Annotated in this window: 17 protein-coding genes; 7 read left to right on the forward strand and 10 right to left on the reverse strand. The window is 67.9% G+C overall.

The window, feature by feature from the left end:
• Positions 1 to 68 precede the first annotated feature (68 nt).
• Together ACN469_RS23945 and ACN469_RS23950 are read left to right on the forward strand one after the other, a co-directional pair.
• The gene (locus ACN469_RS23945; RefSeq protein ID WP_498771078.1) at positions 69 to 833 is read left to right on the forward strand and encodes a hypothetical protein; all 765 of its coding nucleotides are present in this window, start codon (positions 69 to 71) and stop codon (positions 831 to 833) included.
• A complete protein-coding gene (locus ACN469_RS23950; RefSeq protein WP_498771080.1) occupies positions 830 to 1,411 on the forward strand; it encodes a hypothetical protein in 582 nt (193 codons plus the stop codon). The genes ACN469_RS23945 and ACN469_RS23950 overlap by 4 nt, the downstream gene beginning before the upstream one ends.
• Positions 1,412 to 1,473: 62 nt before the next feature.
• On the opposite strand, the gene ACN469_RS23955 is transcribed toward ACN469_RS23950, so the two are convergent.
• The 3 genes from ACN469_RS23955 to ACN469_RS23965 all read right to left on the reverse strand — a co-directional run bounded on the left by ACN469_RS23955 (position 1,474) and on the right by ACN469_RS23965 (position 3,357).
• Positions 1,474 to 2,067 carry a hypothetical protein gene (locus ACN469_RS23955; protein ID WP_498771082.1) on the reverse strand — a complete coding sequence of 198 codons (594 nt, stop codon included), beginning with the start codon at positions 2,065 to 2,067 and terminating at the stop codon, positions 1,474 to 1,476.
• 145 nt (positions 2,068 to 2,212) lie between these two features.
• Positions 2,213 to 2,755: a DoxX family protein gene (locus ACN469_RS23960; protein WP_498771084.1), complete on the reverse strand. Its 543-nt coding sequence runs from the start codon at positions 2,753 to 2,755 to the stop codon at positions 2,213 to 2,215.
• Positions 2,752 to 3,357 (reverse strand): TetR/AcrR family transcriptional regulator, encoded by a 606-nt coding sequence (locus ACN469_RS23965; RefSeq protein WP_498771086.1) that lies wholly within the window; start codon positions 3,355 to 3,357, stop codon positions 2,752 to 2,754. The genes ACN469_RS23960 and ACN469_RS23965 overlap by 4 nt, the downstream gene beginning before the upstream one ends.
• 163 nt (positions 3,358 to 3,520) lie before the next feature.
• On the opposite strand from ACN469_RS23965, the gene ACN469_RS23970 reads away from it, so the two are divergent.
• Entirely contained in the window at positions 3,521 to 4,201 is a 681-nt protein-coding gene (locus tag ACN469_RS23970; RefSeq protein WP_498771088.1) for a hypothetical protein, read from the forward strand.
• A gap of 86 nt (positions 4,202 to 4,287) precedes the next feature.
• On the opposite strand, the gene ACN469_RS23975 is transcribed toward ACN469_RS23970, so the two are convergent.
• The 4 genes from ACN469_RS23975 to ACN469_RS23990 all read right to left on the reverse strand — a co-directional run bounded on the left by ACN469_RS23975 (position 4,288) and on the right by ACN469_RS23990 (position 7,761).
• Positions 4,288 to 4,494, reverse strand: a complete 207-nt coding sequence (locus tag ACN469_RS23975) for a hypothetical protein (RefSeq protein ID WP_498771090.1) — start codon at positions 4,492 to 4,494, stop codon at positions 4,288 to 4,290.
• 131 nt (positions 4,495 to 4,625) lie between these two features.
• Positions 4,626 to 6,110 carry a DUF1570 domain-containing protein gene (locus ACN469_RS23980; protein ID WP_498771092.1) on the reverse strand — a complete coding sequence of 495 codons (1,485 nt, stop codon included), beginning with the start codon at positions 6,108 to 6,110 and terminating at the stop codon, positions 4,626 to 4,628.
• A gap of 122 nt (positions 6,111 to 6,232) precedes the next feature.
• On the reverse strand, positions 6,233 to 7,111 hold the full coding sequence (locus ACN469_RS23985) for an SDR family oxidoreductase (RefSeq protein ID WP_174477432.1): 879 nt from the start codon (positions 7,109 to 7,111) through the stop codon (positions 6,233 to 6,235).
• Positions 7,112 to 7,176: 65 nt separating this feature from the next.
• Positions 7,177 to 7,761, reverse strand: coding sequence for a TetR/AcrR family transcriptional regulator (locus ACN469_RS23990; protein ID WP_498771095.1), 585 nt, complete (start codon positions 7,759 to 7,761; stop codon positions 7,177 to 7,179).
• 148 nt (positions 7,762 to 7,909) lie between these two features.
• Here ACN469_RS23990 and ACN469_RS23995 point away from each other — a divergent pair, with 148 nt between their 5' ends.
• The 3 genes from ACN469_RS23995 to ACN469_RS24005 are packed head-to-tail and all read left to right on the forward strand — an operon-like array spanning position 7,910 to position 13,265.
• Positions 7,910 to 9,619, forward strand: a complete 1,710-nt coding sequence (locus tag ACN469_RS23995; protein WP_498771097.1) for an acyclic terpene utilization AtuA family protein — start codon at positions 7,910 to 7,912, stop codon at positions 9,617 to 9,619.
• Between the two features lie 5 nt (positions 9,620 to 9,624).
• The gene (locus tag ACN469_RS24000; protein WP_498771099.1) at positions 9,625 to 11,241 is read left to right on the forward strand and encodes an acyl-CoA carboxylase subunit beta; all 1,617 of its coding nucleotides are present in this window, start codon (positions 9,625 to 9,627) and stop codon (positions 11,239 to 11,241) included.
• Positions 11,242 to 11,255: 14 nt separating this feature from the next.
• Positions 11,256 to 13,265 carry an acetyl/propionyl/methylcrotonyl-CoA carboxylase subunit alpha gene (locus ACN469_RS24005; RefSeq protein WP_498771101.1) on the forward strand — a complete coding sequence of 670 codons (2,010 nt, stop codon included), beginning with the start codon at positions 11,256 to 11,258 and terminating at the stop codon, positions 13,263 to 13,265.
• Positions 13,266 to 13,393: 128 nt separating this feature from the next.
• On the opposite strand, the gene ACN469_RS24010 is transcribed toward ACN469_RS24005, so the two are convergent.
• Positions 13,394 to 14,554, reverse strand: a complete 1,161-nt coding sequence (locus ACN469_RS24010) for an MFS transporter (RefSeq protein ID WP_498771103.1) — start codon at positions 14,552 to 14,554, stop codon at positions 13,394 to 13,396.
• A 382-nt stretch (positions 14,555 to 14,936) separates the two neighbouring features.
• On the opposite strand from ACN469_RS24010, the gene ACN469_RS24015 reads away from it, so the two are divergent.
• Entirely contained in the window at positions 14,937 to 15,959 is a 1,023-nt protein-coding gene (locus ACN469_RS24015) for an isopenicillin N synthase family dioxygenase (RefSeq protein WP_498771105.1), read from the forward strand.
• 1 nt (position 15,960) lies between these two features.
• On the opposite strand, the gene ACN469_RS24020 is transcribed toward ACN469_RS24015, so the two are convergent.
• Positions 15,961 to 16,743 (reverse strand): immunity 52 family protein, encoded by a 783-nt coding sequence (locus ACN469_RS24020; RefSeq protein WP_498771107.1) that lies wholly within the window; start codon positions 16,741 to 16,743, stop codon positions 15,961 to 15,963.
• A gap of 12 nt (positions 16,744 to 16,755) precedes the next feature.
• Positions 16,756 to 18,264 carry a Tox-REase-5 domain-containing protein gene (locus ACN469_RS24025; RefSeq protein ID WP_498771109.1) on the reverse strand — a complete coding sequence of 503 codons (1,509 nt, stop codon included), beginning with the start codon at positions 18,262 to 18,264 and terminating at the stop codon, positions 16,756 to 16,758.
• Positions 18,265 to 18,304 lie beyond the last annotated feature (40 nt).

Consider the following 18,304-nt stretch of genomic DNA (forward strand, 5'->3'; position numbering starts at 1 on the left):
CTTGAATGTAGGTGTAGTCCCTCCTAAACTGCTCAGACATCGTGGGCAGCACCTGGAGGCTGTGGAAGATGTCGCTGAAAGTTCAAGGGTTTGGGATGGCCCTGGCCTGTTCGCTGCTGATGGGCGGGTGCTCGTCGGCCCAGGTCGCCGACCCCGACATCGTGCGGCCCGCGCCGGGTGCGCCGTTCCTGGACAAGCTCCCGGGGCCGATGCTGGGGCCGTTCAGCTCGCCCTCGAGTGCCCTGCTCGCGGCCTGTCGGAAGATCCTCACGAAGCCGAACTCGAGCGCGGGGGCTCGGGACCACCAGGACTTCGACGTGAGGTGGCGTGTCTCCAGTGAGTACTGCGCCTGGATGTATTACACGCCGGACCAGCAGTACGTCGTGAGCAAGCTGACGGACCAGTCGCGAGTCGACCCGTTGCAGCGGAGCAAGAGCTGTCTGCTCCCCTCCAGGGTGGATGATCCTCGCTATCCGCCCGACGCCATCCGATACATCTACGCCCTGCACAACCATCCCTATGGCAGCAGCCTGACGGAGAACGACATCCGGTTCATCGTCTCGGAGGGGCTCTCCCATGGCTTCGAGAGCGAGACGAAGGATGGTCGCTTGCGGCTCTCCATCGTCGCCTTCTTCTCTCGAAACGCGTCGGAGCCGTCGTGTGACGGCTTCCACCAGTACATCCCGCTGACCGGTCAGTTGTTGAAGTGGACGCGCGGTGGGTCGAGCTGGCAGTGCGAGCAGACGGGCTCGGTGCGCTGGTCGGATGCTGATACACGAACGTTCTCGGTCCAGAAGGGAAGCTCGCCGTGCGAGGGGAGCAAGACGCCATGAAACATCTGCTCCTTCCATTGCTGATGCTGCTGTCGAGCTGTGTGCGGCATGCGGGGGCCCGCACCGCGAATCTTCCGGAGGACCCGTCCATCCAGTTTCCGGAGGCGCTGGGACAGGACGCCATCTCCCTGGGCGCGGAGGGACAACCCTATGTGCTGGATGGCGCGATGCTCGGCGCGCTCTCGATTGCCGCCAATGACTTCCTGCCGTTGGAGTCGCGTGAGCGCTCGTGCTGGAACCGGCAGGAGTCGTACCTGTATCGCGTGCTCCGGCAGGGGGACGTGTTCTTCGTGAGCATCTCCGCGAACCCCACGGCGTGCGGTGCGGAGCCGCGCATGCTGGATGGTGGCGGTGCGTACGCCATCGGCATGGATGGGCGCATCCTCCGGCGTCGCTTCGATGGAGAGCCGGAGACGTTGGTTCCGGGCGGGTCCACGCCGGATGCGGGCACGGAGCCCGATGCGGGCACGGCTCCTGAAGCCCCGGACGCGGGTATCCCCGTCGGGGATACGACGTGGGGCAAGCCGCTCCAGCCGGTTCCCTCCTGGTGGACGGATGCGGGGGCGGCGCCCCGCTAAAGTTCAGCGTCGAGGGCTCCGGGGACGCATGTGGACCCCGGAGCCGGTGTGCCGTCCGAAAGTCAGGGGATGAGGGTCAGCGCCAGCGTCTGGAGGGCCGTGTATTGAGGAAGCCCTTCGGGGGAGGCGCAGGCATTCTCCAGGTCGGCGGTGACGAAGGTCAGGGTGCGCACGGCGGTGGCTCCCGCGTACTTGCCGGAGACGACCGTGCCAATCTGGGCTGTCTCCTTGACGGAAGAACCTCCGCTGATGACGACCTGGGTGAGCGAGAGCTGAGACGTCTCACCCGTGTTCCAGACGACGTTCACCGTGCCTCCGCGGATGCCGAGCAGATCATCGCAGGCGAGGCTCGGTCGGAGCGCGGCGGGGAAGTTCGTGGTGCCGGACGTCACGGGGCTGGTCAGCAGGCTGATGCAGTTGGTGAGGCTGCCGACGCCCGAGACGGTCGTGGCCTGGGGGGTGTTGGTGAGGGGCGGAGAGAAGGAGATGGTCGTCGTCCCGAGCGGACACACCACCGTGCCGAGCAGCGGCGCCTCGCTGGACTCCAGCGAGGACTCGGGTGAAGGCATGGGGGCGTTGTCGGTGCCACAAGCCGAGAGGGTGCTGGAGACCAGGAAGAACGTCGTGAGCCACAGCCAGGATTGTCGTGTGCGCATGTCCACCTCGGAGTTGAAGGTGGAGACACCGTAACGGTGCATCGCACGGCGGTCGCATGTGGCTCGGGGACCTTAGCGGCTGTGAGTCATTGGGCTTGTACCCACGTCCAATGCGCGGAGCCCGCAGCGTCCCCTGCTGCGGGGTTCATGCGGTGGCGCGAGCGGCGAGCTTTCGCGACAGCAGCGCATCGAGCGAGAAGCGCCCGGGCCCCGCGGTGAGCAGCAGCACGGACACGGCGATGTACAGCGTCGCCAGCTCCGAGGAGCCCGAGCCTCCCGCGCTACGTCCCCCCGCGCGGACGAGCCAGGTGGGCAGCCCACCGAACGACTCGCCCGGGCCGGTGGTGACTCCCATCACGCTGAGCCGGATGAACGGGTCGCCCATGGGAATGTGCGCGATGGCGATTCCCACGAGCATCGTCACGGCGACGCCCAGCGCGGCCAGCGGTGTCGCGACTCCCACCATCCACGCCAGCCCGCCGAAGAACTCGGCGGCGGCGCCGAGGAACTGGAGCATGCCGGGCACGGGCGCGCCTTCTCCCATCCACGTGAAGGGCATCACCATCTTCCCCGCGCCATGCAGGGCCATGAGCCCGCCGGTGAGGACCCGCAGCACGAGCAGTCCCGTGGACAGCGAGCGATTGGCGGGACGAGGGTCGACCAGGAAGTGGGACAGTTGAAGCGTCATCTGGATTTCTCCGGGGAGTCGTTCTCCAGCAGCGACAGGGCGAAGCGCAGGGAGGAGCGGACGAGCGCGGAGTCAGGCTCCGTCTTGCCCACCACGCTCATCCCTTGCACGAGCACGACGAGGTGCGCGGCCAGCTCCCGCGAGTCATGTCGTCGACTGAGGAGTCCCTGCTCCTGGGCTTCAACGATTGCGGGCTCCAGGGCGGCGGCGAGCTTCGCGAAGGATTGTCCGACCACGGCACGCACCTCGGGGTCATGCGGCGCGACCTCCGCCGCGGTGTTGGCGAGCAGGCAGCCTCGTGTACGTCCCGGCCCCGTGCAGCCCTTGCCGCGCACGCGCAGGTAGTGCTCCAGGCCGGCGCGGGGATTGGCGCCATGGGACAGCAGCTCTCGAATCTGCACCGTGCTCTGGTCCGCGTAGCGGCGCAGCGAGGCGAGGAATAGCGCGCGCTTGTCCCCGAAGGCGGCATACAGGCTGCCCTTCAGGACGCCCGTTCCCGTCTCCAAATCTCGGACTGACACGGCGTGGTAGCCGGTCGTCCAGAATTGCTCGATGGCGCGGTCCAGCACCGCGTCCTCATCGAAAGTCTTGGGTCGCCCCATGCCGTGCTCCTCGCGAGACCCATCGGGCCACGCGTTATTGGACGATCGTTCAAATACTGATTGTTGGACGAATGGTCAAGTTCGAGCGACGGGAACGGCCTCACGGGCGGGCGTGTCGAAGGAGTCCACGCTGGATGTGGGCAGGTCCGAGAGGTGCCGACACATGTGGGTGGTTGGAAGGTGGGGGCTCGTCGCGCTGCTGATGGGGATGGCTCTGCCGATGGGCTCCGACATGGTGAGTCCTGTCCTGGGAGACCCGTTGCTGGAGACGTTTCCGGGGCTGGGGATTGGTCCCTACAAGGACTACCTGGAGGCGTTGGTCGAGGCGTGCCACTACGTCCAGGCGAAGCCCGCGGAACGCGAGGGCCCGTCGTGTCTCTGGCTGTACTACAGCAGGGAGCAGCCGTATTTCATGGGCAGGCTGTCGAAGCCATTGAAGGTGGACCCGGAGCGGGACAGCACGAGCTGCCTGCTGCCGTGGAGGCTGGATGACCCGCGCTATCCGCCAGGGTCATCCAGGAACACGACGGTCCTGTACGGCGGTGTCCATGGAAGTGAGCTGTCGGAGGACGAGCTCTACTTCATGGTGTTGGAAGGGGATCGCCACGGCATCGAGAACGAGTCAGGCCGTGGGAGTGCGTGGCTCTCCATCGCGCTCACCATCGCGAGGAATGCCAGGACGCCCTCGTGTGATGGGTTCCACGAATACATCCCCATCACCGGGCAGGTATTCAGGCGGATGCGCTCGGCCGAGGGCTGGCGGTGCGAGGTGACCGGCGAGGTGCGCTGGGAAGATGCGAAGCTCACCGTGAAGCGCATGCGGCGCCCGTGTCAGACGCCGTGAAGCACCTGCGCGAGACTCACGAAGTGGTGGAGTCAGCGCGGATGATGACGAACTGAACCTGTGCATCGAGCAACAGCCTCAAAAGCTCAGGAGTCCGCTGCATCGCTGCTCACATCCTTGGGGCGGAGTGCTTCGTACAGCTCCGTCATGCGCTGTAACTGCTCGATGCGCTCCGTCGGAGTGAGCTCGAGGTTCTGTAGCAGAAGGGACACGTCCACGCCCGCATCGATGGCGGCGTCCCAGTGAGAGCCATAGCTGGGAAAAGACTGCCGGAGCAGGTCCCGCATATCCATGGCCCTACTCTAGGTCGGGAGCGTCTTGTCTGCAGCACTCCTCGACTCCCGCTGCCGGCCACGTCACAGGAGGACCTGGCGGGCCTTCCAGCAGAGGGCCCGCTTCACTCCTCGCTGTCCGAGGCTCTCGCTCAGGGCGAAGCGCTGGAGGCGTTGGCCCCGCACTTCGCTTCAAAGAGCTGGAGCCTTTCGCGCAGCTGCTTGCGGTAGGAGTCCGGGGTGGACTCGTGCAGCATGTCCAGCGCGCGGCGCTGGAGTCCGAGCGCCTCCTTGCAGCGGTCCAACTGGAAGGACATCGCCGCCTGGAGCATCAGCGCGAAGGGGTCTCCCGGTGCGAGTTCCACCGCGCGACGGGCCACGGGGAGTCCCTTCTCGGGCTGTCGGGTCTGCTGGTAGTGGGCGGCGAGGCTGGCGAGGATGCGCGAGTCGTTGGGCAGCAGCTCGGCGGCACGCTGGCGGGCCTGCTCCAGCGGCTGGCTTTCGCCGTTCGGGTCCAGGTGCTCCGCCAGCAAATCCCAGGCGCGACCATCGTCGGGGTGTGCCTGCACCAGGGTGCGGGCGCGGGCGAGGTGCTCCGGAGGGTTCTGATGGAGCTGCGCGGCGAGCACGGCGACGCTCACGCTGACCGGGTCCTCCTTCAGGCCCTGCTCCACCTCGGCGCGCGCCTTCTGGATGCGCTCTTCCTGGGGCCGTGCGCCAATGCCATGCAGGTGCATGCGCCCGCGCAGGGCGTGGACATCCGCGGAGTCCAGCTCGCGCACGGTGACGTCCCGGGGCACGGGGGGCAGGGGCAGGGTGAGGATGGCGGAGCGCCCGCTCCAGACAAACGTGCGCAAATCACCCCGCAGGTCCCCCGCATCCTTGAAGGCGATGTCCCACGCGCTGCGCGGGTCCTCGGCGCGGGCCAGCCGGGTCTGGAGCTCGTCGAAGCGCTCGGTGTGCATGTTGATGAGGTAGTGCACCCAGACCCAGGCGGACGCGTAGTGCTGCTGGGTCTCCGCCGCGCTCATCGACTCCTTCTGGTCCCACGCCCAGAGTTCATCGACGTCGAGCCAGCCGTGCTGACGCACATAGGCCAGGCTGTTCTTGTTCGCCCGACCGAGCACGGCCTCCTGGGTGCTGACCTTGACGTGGGTGGTCTGCAGATACTGGGCGAGCCCCTCCGCCAGCCACCGTGACTGGCGCAGCAGCACGTGTCGGCTCAGCTCGTGCGCCAGCTCATGGGTCTGCAGCTCCTGCTCGGGCCCGTCGTCCAGCAGATAGCCCTCGCCCGACATCACGAGCAGCGTGCCCTGCTGTGTCGGCGCCACGAAGCCCACGTAGTTGCCTTCGATGAACTCCTTGAGCTCATTGGCATTGCGCAGAAGGATGACGTCCACGGTGCCGGGAGGATTGAAGTCCGTCCCCCACGCCAGCAGCAGGGCCCGACGGAGCTTCTCCAGCTCGAGCGCCGTCGCGGTGGCCGACTGGGGCGTCAGGTTCGTCTGGATGCGGAAGTGCTCGCTCTGGACTTCAGACCAGGGCCGCCCGCCTTCACGTGGACACAGCGCGCGGGAGCCCGCGCAGCCGGTGGAGAGCACCAGGACCAGGCTCAGGAAGACAACATGGAAGTTCATGCGCGGGGTTCTGGCATGAACGCCAGGAAAAGGAGAAGAGACTCGCCGAGGGGGGAGGCAGGGAGGCTTGAGGCCCCCCGCGTGAAGTCAGCGCCCCGTGGGATGCCCTGACGTCTCCGCCGCTACTTCTTCTCGTCGCCCGCCAGGATGCGAGGCGCCGCCGCGCGGTGGAAGCCCTCGTATGGCTTCGACGCGGAGGTCTCCTCCAGGGGGAAGATCTTGGTGTTGCACGACGCGCCACCGTCAATCTTGATGACCTCGCCGGTGATGAACGCCGCCACGTCGGTGAGCAGGAACACGATGGCGCCGCTCACCTCCGCCTCCGTGGCCAGCCGCTGCAATGGCACTTCCTTCTTCAACAGAGGGATGAGCGCCTTGACGCCTTCGTCCTGGTAGCTGTCCATACCGCTGGACGCCACCCAGCCAGGCGCAACGGCGTTGACTCGCACGCCTGTCGCCGCCCACTCCACCGCCGCCGTCTGCGTCAGGTTGAGCATGCCCATGCGCGCCGCGCCCGAGTGCCCCATCCCGGGCATCCCGCCCCACGCGTCCGCGAGCATGTTGACGATGGACCCGCCGTGGTTGCTCATCGACTGGAGATAGACCTCGCGCGCCATCAGGAAGCCGCCCGTGAGGTTGGTGGCGACTACCGCCTCGAAGCCCTTCTTGGAGATGGCCGCGAGCGGTGACGGGAACTGCCCACCCGCGTTGTTCACCAGCCCGTGGATGCGCCCGCGCGCCGCGACGATGCGGCCCACCGTGGCCTTCACGCCCTCCTCGTCACGGATGTCCACCGTCTCCAGCGAGCACTCGCCACCGTCCTCGCGCAGCTCCGCGGCGACCTTCTCCAGCTTGTCCAGCTTGCGGCCCACCAGGACGACGTGCGCGCCGAGCGCCGCCAGCTCGTGCGCGGTGCAGCGCCCGATTCCGCTGCCTCCTCCCGTCACGACGATGTTCTGTCCCTTGAAACAACCCGGTGCGAATACAGAGCGGTAACCCATGTCGTCTCCCGAAGTGGCCCGTGTGTGGCGCGAGGGCCCGTGGTGTCCGTGGTCGCCTCGCGGCGTCAGTCTCCCGCTTTCCGGCCCCGCCGGGAACGCAGCGCGTCCTCCAGCGTGAGCGACCAGCGGTGGAGAATCTTCTTCCTGCGCGCGCTGTCGTCCCGCAGCAGGTTGGCGAGCCCCAGGCCTCGGATGAGGTCCAGCGTCGCCTGTACCAATTCACGCGTCTCCGGCTCGCGGTCGTCGACGCCCAGGAGCGCCACCGTGAGCCGGTGGACCTCCCGCCCCACCTTCGCCTCCACGGGCAGGAGCTGCGCGCGAAGCTCCGCGTCCGCGCTCGCCGCCACCCAGAGCTGCGCCACCGCCGCGAAGAGGGGCTGGGTGTAGAAGCCCGCCAGCATGTGCAGGATGCTCTCCGTCCGCCGCGCTTCCGCGGGTTGGCGGGCCGCTCGGCGACTGAGCTCCTCCACCTGCTGGTGTCCGACGTACTCCACCGCCGCCGCGACCAGGTCGCCTCGTGTGGGGAAGTGGTGCTGGCACGCGCCGCGAGACACGCCCGCTCGCTCGGCGATGACCGTCATCGTGGAGCCCGACCACCCCAGCTCGGACAGGGCGCTGATGGCGGCCTCCATCAAGCGCTGCCGCGTCACTCGGCTGCGCTCCTGTTCCTGTCTGGCCGGGGGCGGTGCGTCGCTCACGAAGGCAGCTTGGAAGGCACCTCTGAAAAAAGCAAGCGCGCTTGCTTTTTTAGGAAGGCACTCCCAGACTGACTGCATTCAGGCTGGACGTGGAGAGCGCATGAGCGAGTCCCCCCTCCGTATCGGCAATGCCTCGGGCTTCTATGGAGACCGGTTCTCGGCCGTCCGGGAGATGCTCGAAGGCGGCCAGTTGGACGTCCTCACGGGCGACTACCTGGCCGAGCTGACGATGTTGATTCTCGGCCGGGACAGGATGAAGGACCCGTCCACCGGCTACGCCAAGACGTTCCTCCGGCAGATGGAGCAGTGCCTGGGGCTCGCGTTGGACAAGAAGGTGAAGGTCGTCGTGAACGCGGGCGGGTTGAACCCGTCCGGCCTCGCGACGGCGCTGCGCGAGCTGAACGACAAGCTGGGCCTCAAGGCGCGCATCGCGCACGTGGAGGGGGATGACCTCTCCGGCAGCGCGGACGAGCTGGGCCTCGGCTCGCCCATCACCGCGAATGCGTACCTGGGCGGCTGGGGCATCGCCGAGAGCCTGCGCGCGGGCGCGGACGTCGTCGTCACCGGCCGGGTGACGGACGCCTCGCTGGTGGTCGGCCCCGCCGCCGCGCACTTCGGCTGGAAGCGGGACGACTGGGACAAGCTCGCGGGCGCCATGGTGGCGGGCCACGTCCTGGAGTGCGGCACGCAGGCGACGGGTGGCAACTACTCCTTCTTCAAGGAGCTGGATGTCCGCCGGCCCGGCTTCCCGCTGGCGGAGCTGTTCGCGGATGGCTCGTCCGTCATCTCCAAGCACGCGGGCACGGGCGGCGCGGTGACGGTGGACACGGTGCTCGCGCAGCTCCTCTACGAAATCACCGGGGCCCGGTACGCGGGGCCTGACGCGACGGCGCGGTTCGACTCCATCACCCTGGCGGCGGACGGCAAGGACCGCGTGCGCATCTCGGGGGTGAAGGGCGAGCCGCCTCCGCCCACCGTGAAGGTCTGTCTCAACCACCTGGGTGGTTACAAGAACGAGGCGACGTTCATCCTCGTGGGGCTCGACATCGAGGAGAAGGCTGCGCTCATCCGAGGGCAGATGGAGGCGGCGCTCACGCGCAAGCCGAAGGAGACGCACTGGACGCTGGTGCGCACGGACCGCGAGGACGCCGCCACGGAGGAGCAGGCCGCGGCCTTCCTGCGTGTCGTGGTGAAGGACGCCGACCAGAAGCTGGTGGGCCGCTCCTTCAGTGGCGCCGCCGTCGAGCTGGCGTTGGGCACCTATCCTGGCTTCACCATGACGGCGCCGCCGTCGGATGGCGCGCCTTACGGTGTCTACACACCGGCCTATGTCGACGCGAAGCGCGTGGAGCACGTCGCGGTGCTGCCGGATGGCGCGCGCACGGTCATCCCGCCTACGGAGCAGTCCCTGAAGCTGGAGCCGGTCGGGACGCCCGCGTTGCCGGAGGCGCCGCCTTCGGGTCCCACTCGGCGGGCGCCGCTGGGGCGCATCGTCGCGGCGCGCAGTGGTGACAAGGGTGGCACGGCGAACATCGGCGTGTGGGCGCGGACGGACGCGGCCTGGCGCTGGCTGGCGCACTTCCTCACGGCGGAGAAGCTGCGCGAGCTGCTGCCTGAGACGGCGGCCTTCGCGATTGAACGGCACGACTTCCCCCAGCTCCGAGGGGTGAACTTCGTGGTCGACGGGATTCTGGGCGAGGGCGTGTCGTCATCGACGCGCTTCGACCCGCAGGGCAAGGCGCTGGGGGAGTGGCTTCGCTCGCGCCATGTGGACATCCCCGAGTCGCTGCTTCGTGAAGGAGAGGGTTGAGACCGATGCCAAGAATCACATCGCGGGTGAACACGGGCTCGGAGTCGTTCCAGGCACAGCGCGCGGACATGCTGGCGCGCCTCGCGGAGCTGCGGGGCGTGGAGGCGAAGGTCCGCGCCACCGAGAACAAGGCGACCGAGAAGTTCCACAAGCGTGGCCAGCTGCTCCCCCGCGAGCGGCTGATGATGTTGTTGGACCGGGGCTCGCCCTTCCTGGAGCTGTCCACGCTGTGCGGGTACGGCTACCACGACGACAGTGACGGCTCGCTGGCGGGCGGCAACAGCATCGCGGGCATCGGCTACGTGTCCGGCGTGCGCTGCTTCGTCTTCGTCAACAACTCCGCCATCAAGGGCGGCACCGCGTCGCCCTGGGGCGTGCAGAAGGCGCTGCGCGGACAGGCCATCGCGCTCCAGAACAAGCTGCCCATGGTGTCGCTGGTGGAGAGCGGCGGCGCCAATCTCATGTACCAGCAGGAGATCTTCATCCCGGGCGGGGAGACCTTCTACAACCAGGCGCGGATGTCGGCCGCGGGCATCCCGCAAATCACCGTGGTCCACGGCTCGAGCACGGCGGGTGGCGCGTACCTGCCCGGCCTGTCCGACTACGTGGTGATGGTGAAGAAGAAGGCGAAGGTGTTCCTCGCGGGTCCGCCGCTGCTCAAGGCGGCGACGGGAGAGGTGGCCACGGACGAGGAGCTGGGCGGCGCGGAGATGCACGCCACCGTCGCGGGCACCGCGGACTACCTGGCCGAGAACGACGCCGACGCCATCCGCATGGCGCGCGAAATCGTGTCCAAGCTCGGCTGGAACGAGCGACTGGCAGCGCGGGCACCCACGCTCTACGAGGAGCCGCGCTACTCGCCGGACGAGCTGTGTGGCGCAATCCCCGCGGACTACCGCAAGCCCTACGACTGCCGCGAAATCATCGCGCGCTTCGTGGACGGCTCCGACTTCACGGGCTTCAAGGACGCCTACGACACGCACACCGTCTGCGGGTGGGCCAACCTCTTCGGCGCGCCCATCGGCATCATCGGCAACAACGGCCCCATCAGTCCGAAGGGCGCGACGAAGGCGGCGCAGTTCATCCAGCTCTGCTGTCAGTCGGGCACGCCCATCGTCTACCTCCAGAACACCACGGGCTACCTGGTGGGGACGCAGCCGGAGCAGGGCGGCATCGTCAAGCACGGCTCGAAGATGATTCAGGCGGTGGCGAACGCCACGGTGCCGCAGGTGACGCTGCTGGTGGGTGGCTCGTTTGGCGCGGGCAACTATGGAATGTGCGGCAGGCCGTTCCATCCGCGCTTCATCTTCGCGTGGCCCAACGCGCGCACGGCCGTCATGGGCGGTGAGCAGGCGGCGAAGGTGATGTCGATTGTCTTCGGCGAGAAGCTCGCGCGCGACGGTGAGACGGTGGACGAGGAGGCCATCCGCGCCTTCACCCAGCCCATCGTCGACCAGTTCGACAAGGAGTCGCACCCCTTCAACGCCTCGGCGCGGTTGTTCGACGACGGCATCATCGACCCGCGCGACACGCGACGGGTGCTCGGGTTCGTCCTGTCCATCTGCCGCGAGGCGGGTCGACGCGAGGTCAATCCCAACAGCTTCGGAGTCGCACGCCTGTGAGAGGAGCGAACGGGATGGAGCGTTTCAGCAAGGTCCTCATCGCGAACCGGGGTGAGATTGCCGTGCGGGTGATTCGCACGTGCAAGCGGTTGGGCTATCGGACGGTGGCGGTGTTCTCCGAGGCGGACCGGGGCGCGCCCCATGTGCTCGCGGCGGACGAGGCGGTGCCGATTGGAGCGTCGCCCGCGAAGGAGTCCTACCTCGTCATCGACAAGCTCATCGGCGCGGCGAAGGCGTCGGGGGCCCAGGCGATTCATCCGGGCTACGGTTTCCTCTCGGAGAACGCGGCCTTCTCGCGCGCGTGCAAGGATGCGGGGCTTGTCTTCATCGGCCCGGACGCCGAGGCCATCACCCTGATGGGCAACAAGCGTCAGGCGAAGCTGCGGATGATTGCCGCCGGTGTGCCGTGCATTCCCGGCTACGAGGCCTCGGACGCGGACGACGAGGCGCTGGCGGTGGAGGGCGAGCGCATCGGCTTCCCGCTGATGGTGAAGGCGGCGGCCGGTGGTGGTGGACGCGGCATGCGACTGGTGCACGAGGCGTCGCAGCTCCGCGCCGCGCTGCGTGGCGCGCGCTCGGAGTCCACCAATGCCTTCGGCAGCGGCGAGCTCATCCTGGAGCGGGCGGTCATCAACGCGCGGCACGTGGAGATTCAGGTCTTCGCCGATGAGCACGGCAACGTCGTGCACCTGGGTGAGCGCGACTGCTCGGTGCAGCGGCGTCACCAGAAGATTGTCGAGGAGAGCCCGTCCCCCGCCGTCAGCGCGGAGCTGCGCGAGCGGATGGGACAGGTGGCCGTCACCGCGGCCAAGGCGATTGCCTACAAGGGCGCGGGCACCATCGAGTTCCTCCTCGCGCCGAGCGGCGAGTTCTACTTCATGGAGATGAATACCCGTCTCCAGGTGGAGCACCCCGTCACGGAGGAGATTACCGGCCTGGACCTGGTGGAGTGGCAGCTCCGCGTGGCGTCGGGCGAAGTGCTGCCGCGCGCGCAGCGGGACATCACCTGGACGGGGCACGCCATCGAGGTGCGCCTGTGCGCGGAGGACCCGGCGAACCAGTACGCACCTCAGGCGGGTCGGCTGCTGACGTGGCGGCTGCCATCGCGCGAGGGCGTGCGAATCGACCATGGCGTGCGCGAGGGGCAGGACATCCCGCCCTTCTATGACTCCATGCAGGCGAAGGTGATTGCGTACGGCTCCGACCGGGAGCAGGCGCGGCGGCGACTGGTGGAGGCGCTGCACGAGCTCACCGTGTTCGGCGTCACCACGAACAAGGCTCTGCTGCTCCACGTGCTGGAGGACGGCACGTTCCGCTCTGGGGTCTACGACACGGGCTTCATCGGCAAGCACGCGGACAGCGCGACGCTGGAGCGGTTGTACGAGACGAGCCCTCGTGAGCGGGCGCTGGCGGCGACGGCCCTCTTCCACGACGAGGCGCAGGTCCTCGCGAGGCGGAGTGGGCTGGACGGCTCGCTGGTGAACTGGAACACGGCGCACACGCATCCGGTGGCGATGACGCTGGAGGACCGGAACGGTGAGTCGAAGGTCTCGGTGCGGCCGGTGTCCCCGGAGCGGTACGAGGTGAGCGCGGGTGGCGAGCCGCTCGAGGTCGGCGTGTTGGCGCTGGCGGACAGCGTGTTCGACTACTCCGTCTCCGGGGCGAGAGGCCGAGCGCGGTACCTCCGCAGCGGAGACTCGCTCTGGCTGGACCTGGGCGTCGGGGCACGCCACCTCACGGACGTGACGTTCCGTCCGCCGAAGTCGACGGAGGGGGCGGGCACGGGACGACTGCTCGCGCCGATGGATGGACGCATCCTGCGCGTGGATGCGAAGCCGGGTGACGCGGTGAAGCCGGGTGACGTCCTCCTCGTGCTGGAGGCGATGAAGATGGAGTTCCAGCTCGTGGCGGACATCCCTGGCGTCGTCGAGGCGGTGAATGCCTCGGCGGGCGGACAGGTTTCAGCGAAGCAGCTGCTCGTGGTGCTCACGCCGGAGGCGAAGCCGAAGGAGCCGCCGGCCTGAGCCGCGTGACAGTGCGGACGAATCGAACCCCGGATGTCCGTTGTCCTGGAGTGCGAGGGGAATGTCAGTGACGGGGCTCCCACCTGTGTGGGTGCTCCGCCGCTGGAGCCCTTGCCCATCCCCTCGATTCAGTGGTGGTGGACCTGTCTGTCGTCGCCGGGCTGAGCGCGCTGTCGACTCAGGCCAAGCACGGCGAGGCCGATGAGGCACAGGGCGGCGCCGGAGGCACACACGCCGGCCCAGCCGAAGTGGGTCCATGCGGTGGTTCCCAGCCAGGAGCCACCCGCGCCGCCCGCGAAGTACGTCACCATGTAGAGGGTGTTGAGGCGGCTGCGTGCCTCCGGGCGCAGAGCGTAGACGCGCGTCTGGTTGGAGATGTGGTTGCCCTGGGCGCCCAGGTCGAGCAGCACCACGCCCAGGGCGATGCCCCACAGCCAGCGTCCGAGCGGCCACATCAACAGGAAGGACAGGAGCAGCACGCCGATGGCGAGCATGTTGATGCGCCGGCCTCCGTGCGAGTCCGCGTAGCGGCCCACGAGGGGCGCAATCATCGCGCCCACGACGCCGACGACACCGAAGAGGCCGGCGACCTGGGGGCCGTAGTGCTCGGGGAGGCTCTGGAGGTACAGGGCCAGCGTGGACCAGAAGACGCTGAAGGCGCCGAAGGTGAGCGCTCCGAGCACGGAGTGAAGGCGCAGGATGGGCTCGGTGCGTGCGAGGTGGACCAGTGAGCGCATCAGCTCCGGGTAGGGCATGGCGGCCACGGCCGGCTGCGAGGGCAGGGTGAAGCGCAGCACCAGCGCGAGCAGGAGCATCAACCCGGCGGCCATCCAGAACATGGAGCGCCAGCCCAGGTGCGTGCCCACGAAGCCGGCGGCGGTGCGTGACAGGAGGATGCCGATGAGCAGGCCGCTCATGACGGTCCCCACGACACGTCCACGCTGGGCGGCGGGAGCCAGGTGCGCGGCGAAGGGCACGAGGAGCTGGGGGACGATGGTGGTGGCGCCCACGATGAAGCTGGCGACGACGAGCCATGGAAGGGTGGGAGCGAGCGCGATGCCGACGAGAGAGAGGCTCACCAGCGCGGACATGGTGACGATGACGCGCCGTCGCTCCAGGCTGTCGCCGAGCGGGACGATGAGCAGCATGCCCGCCGCGTAGCCGACCTGGGTCAGCGTGGGCACGAGGCCGAGCGAGCTGCCCGAGGCGTTCAGCTCCCGGCCGATGTCCCCGAGCAGGGGCTGGTTGTAATAGAGGTTCGCGGCGGTGGCGCCGGAGGCGGCGGCCATGAGCCCCACCAGGCCTGTGCTGAGCGTGGCGTGAGCTGGTTCCGAAGAGGCGGGTGTCGACATGGGAGGCGCGGCGCACTCTCTGCCTGGAGAGCGGTCAGGTCCAGTGGCACATGAGGCGTGTCACGCCTGCTTGCCAGGGGGCGCGAAGGGCGTCGTGCGTGTGGTGGGGACCATGAGTGCGAGCAGGTCCCGTGACACGTGAGGTTTGTCGCGCCTGCTTGTGGGTGAACATGGGGTGAGTGGGAGCACCGCGTGCACGGGTGGGTGGGCGAGGGTGGAGTAACGCCGAGCCCGGGAGTGCGCAGGGCTTCTCGTGCGGGGGCGGGAGCCGCGTGTGAGGTGGGGCACCCCATGTGCGGCTCGGTGTAGGCTTCCGGGCATGGCTGGAGTCACCACCGCGCCGGAGCGCTTACCCGTCATCGACATGTCCCCGCTGTTTGACGCGTCCCCTTCCGAGGCACGGAAGCTGGTGGCGCGAGACATCGAGCAGGCGTGTCGTGACACCGGCTTCTTCTATGTCTCCGGGCATGGCGTCTCGGACGCGGTGCTCGCTCGGCTGGAGGAGGAGAGCCATCGCTTCTTCGCGTTACCGCGCGAGGCGAAGGAGGCCATCGCGATGGCGCACGGTGGGCCCGCGTGGCGCGGCTGGTTCCCGCTGGGGGGCGAGCTGACGTCAGGCAAGCCGGACCGCAAGGAAGGGCTCTACCTGGGCACGGAGCTGGGGTCCGAGCATCCGCGGGTGAAGGCGGGCTGGCCGCTGCACGGGGCGAACCTGTGGCCTGCGGAGGTGCCGGGGCTGCGCGCGGTGGTGCTCGACTACATGGCCGGTGTGACGCGCGCGGCGCATGCGCTGATGGAGGGCGTGGCGGAGAGCCTGGGGTTGGAGCGGGACTACTTCCACCGGATGTACACGGCGGACCCCACGGTGTTGTTCCGCGTCTTCCACTACCCCGCGGAGCCCGAGCCCGCTGATGGGGAGGAGCGCTGGGGCGTGGGGGAGCACACGGACTACGGGCTGCTGACGCTGCTCGCGCAGGACACGAACGGTGGGCTTCAAGTGAAGTCACGGCGCGGATGGGTGGAGGCGCCGCCGCTGCCAGGGACGCTGGTGTGCAACATTGGCGACATGCTCGACCGGCTGACGGGTGGTTGGTATCGCTCCACGCCGCATCGGGTGAAGAACGTGAGTGGGAAAGACAGGCTCTCGTTCCCGCTCTTCTTCGACCCGGACTTCGCGGCGGAGGTCCTGCCGCTGCCGGATGTGGCTTCGGCGGATGTGGATGAGGACCGTGCTCGGCGTTGGGACGGAGCGAGCGTCCACGCGTTCGAGGGCACCTACGGTGACTATCTGCTGGGGAAGGTGTCGAAGGTGTTCCCGCAGCTCGTGCGTCGGGTGCTGTAGCTCACGCGGGTCTGCGGACGATGGGCTCCATGAGGCCGGCCTTCACCAGCAGCTCATGCACGCGTCGAGCGAGGGCGACGTGCTCGGCGTTTTCGTAGGTGAAGCGCTCGGGGGTGAGGGTGATGAGGGTTCCCTGGTCCCCGACGTGCTCGATGCGCACGGGCGCGGGGAGTGGAGGCACGGTGCCTCGGTGCCTGGCGAAGTAGGTTATCCAGCCGGGTCTGTCGTTGGCTTGACCGTCGCGGGCGTTCTCCGTGGAGCGATATGCGTCGGACATGGCGATAGCCCAATCGGGTTCCCAGGCGAGCGCCATGCATCGCAGCACACTCGCGAGAACGGGTGCGGTGATGATGCGGTCTGCGTTCTCGCTGCGACCGAGCGTGGGCAGCGACAGCACGCACACGTTGGAGTTGCTCTCCGCGTAACTTCCGGAATTGATGTTGATACTTGCGCTGTCGTCCTTGTCTCCTCCGTTGTGGAACAGGAAGCTGAGGCCCAGCTCAAAAAAGACGCGTCCGTTGCCTTCCCGATTGACGCCCTTGCGAAAGTGCTCGGCGAGGGTGGTTTCATCGGGCGGCATCAGTGGGTGTTTGCGCGCGTCCTTGCGCGACCGCGTGTACTTGTACCAATGGGCCAGGAATGGGTCGCACGAAGCCAGGAGGTTGAGAAAGGTCGCCGTCCGGTGAGCGCACTGCTCCGGTGACTCGCGACGTGGCCCCCAATAGGCGCCTGCGTAGTACGTCTCCAGGTACGGGTAGGGCTTGAAATCTGGTGGAACGGGCACGGCGTTGTTTCCTCAGAGGGCCGGGGTGTGGACAACCGAGATCTCGTTGATACCAGCTCGCTCGAGCAGAATCCGAATGGCATCCGCTGACTTCTTCTCCGCGACATGCCACTCGATGCGAATGTTCTGCCCTCGCACGATATCTCGTTGTCGTTTGGCTTGCTCAATCATCCGTTTGGCACCCGTGGGCCTGAACCAATATTCGGGGTCCAGTTGGTCCGTGAACTTGTTGTCGTAGTTGGGACCCTTGGCCTCCAGGAGTATCTCGTCCTTGTATCCGTCGAACTTCACTTCGCCCACCCAGTAGGCGTCGTCGGCGGTGTGCCCCGAGATTTGCTCCTGGTAGCGGCGAGCCGCTGGCTTCATGGACTCGTTCGCGGGCTTCCATTGCCCAGGCCCTCGCGACGGTGAAGCGCTCTGGCCCGTGGTGTTGGCGCGCTGGAGGATGATGGCCGCGCCGGGCCCACCGCCCAGCACCGCCGCCGCGCGCCCCACTGGCACCGAGACTCGCTCCATGATGAGCGCTCCACTCGCGGAGAGCGACAGCACCGGAACCTCCGCAGTCGCGAACGCCGTGCCGCCCATTGTCCGCGCGACGCCATTCGCGGTTCCCCACGCCGTGATGAGCCCCGTCACCAGCTTGGAGACCACTTGAATCTGCTCTCCCCGAGGCAGGTACTGGAAGCGCTCCAGGTACTCGGGAGATGACGCCAGCAGGGCCGACAGGGCTGCGGGCATGTGCTGAAGCGCGGCGAGATGGTTGGACGGAGAAGTCGAGAAGAACTGCCCCACGGCCAGCGCCAGCTCGACGAAGGACTCCTCGGCTCCATCCAGGACCCGGCTCACCGTGTCGGCGTCGTCATGGACGTCGGTGAAGGCGCCGCCGCGTAGCTCCTCCAGACGTGAGCCCAGTGGGCGGAAGACGCCGCCCCTGCCCGAGTAGAAGCGTCCCAGCTCGAACAGCCCCGCCCGGAAGTTGCCGTCCTTCCACTCCACCTGCCCCACGCGCTGCTGCGTCTGCCCGCTGCGCACCCACGCGAGGCAGCCATCGGGTCGCAGCACCGCCACCTGTTCGAAGCGCTCCGTCCGGCGGACCAGCTCGCCGCGTGACGCCTCACCCGAAGCCATCACCTCGCGCAACATGAAGCCCACGGCGACCCGCGCTGGAAACTGTCCCAGCGTCACGGGCTTGTCGGGCAGCCTCGCCAGGAGCCGCGCCGCTTGCGTGGGCGTGAGCGACTGACCGGACAAAGGGCGCTCATCCCGCTCCTCCAGCCCCGACACCGCGAGCAACCGCTCCCAGGCATCCACACCGACAACGGCCGCATCCATCGACCGCGCACTGGACGCGAGCAGACGCGTGTCACGTCGACGGTGGCCTCGTGTCTCCGTGCTCGACAGGGCGTCCGAGCGCAGCGCCCCGCCAGGAGGATGCGGAAGTGAGGCGCAGCCCGTGCTCAACAGCACCACGCTCAACAACACGACCTTCATGTCCATGGACTGGTTCCCCAGCAAGCTCACGGTGAACCTCGACGCACCTGCGAGGGCCAAGACGTCGAGG

Origin of the sequence: Corallococcus terminator (assembly GCF_049194865.1) — a bacterium.
Taxonomy (GTDB): domain Bacteria; phylum Myxococcota; class Myxococcia; order Myxococcales; family Myxococcaceae; genus Myxococcus; species Myxococcus terminator_A.

Excerpts from the sequence above, each read along its gene's own strand:
- ACN469_RS23995 (WP_498771097.1), top strand. The coding sequence starts at position 7,910 with ATGAGCGAGTCCCCCCTCCGTATCGGCAATGCCTCGGGCTTCTATGGA.
- ACN469_RS23965 (WP_498771086.1), bottom strand. The coding sequence starts at position 3,357 with ATGGGGCGACCCAAGACTTTCGATGAGGACGCGGTGCTGGACCGCGCC.
- ACN469_RS24005 (WP_498771101.1), top strand. The coding sequence starts at position 11,256 with ATGGAGCGTTTCAGCAAGGTCCTCATCGCGAACCGGGGTGAGATTGCC.
- ACN469_RS23975 (WP_498771090.1), bottom strand. The coding sequence starts at position 4,494 with ATGGATATGCGGGACCTGCTCCGGCAGTCTTTTCCCAGCTATGGCTCT.
- ACN469_RS24015 (WP_498771105.1), top strand. The coding sequence starts at position 14,937 with ATGGCTGGAGTCACCACCGCGCCGGAGCGCTTACCCGTCATCGACATG.
- ACN469_RS23985 (WP_174477432.1), bottom strand. The coding sequence starts at position 7,111 with ATGGGTTACCGCTCTGTATTCGCACCGGGTTGTTTCAAGGGACAGAAC.
- ACN469_RS23955 (WP_498771082.1), bottom strand. The coding sequence starts at position 2,067 with ATGCGCACACGACAATCCTGGCTGTGGCTCACGACGTTCTTCCTGGTC.
- ACN469_RS24010 (WP_498771103.1), bottom strand. The coding sequence starts at position 14,554 with ATGGCCGCCGCCTCCGGCGCCACCGCCGCGAACCTCTATTACAACCAG.
- ACN469_RS23980 (WP_498771092.1), bottom strand. The coding sequence starts at position 6,110 with ATGAACTTCCATGTTGTCTTCCTGAGCCTGGTCCTGGTGCTCTCCACC.
- ACN469_RS23950 (WP_498771080.1), top strand. The coding sequence starts at position 830 with ATGAAACATCTGCTCCTTCCATTGCTGATGCTGCTGTCGAGCTGTGTG.
- ACN469_RS23960 (WP_498771084.1), bottom strand. The coding sequence starts at position 2,755 with ATGACGCTTCAACTGTCCCACTTCCTGGTCGACCCTCGTCCCGCCAAT.
- ACN469_RS23945 (WP_498771078.1), top strand. The coding sequence starts at position 69 with ATGTCGCTGAAAGTTCAAGGGTTTGGGATGGCCCTGGCCTGTTCGCTG.
- ACN469_RS24000 (WP_498771099.1), top strand. The coding sequence starts at position 9,625 with ATGCCAAGAATCACATCGCGGGTGAACACGGGCTCGGAGTCGTTCCAG.
- ACN469_RS23970 (WP_498771088.1), top strand. The coding sequence starts at position 3,521 with ATGTGGGTGGTTGGAAGGTGGGGGCTCGTCGCGCTGCTGATGGGGATG.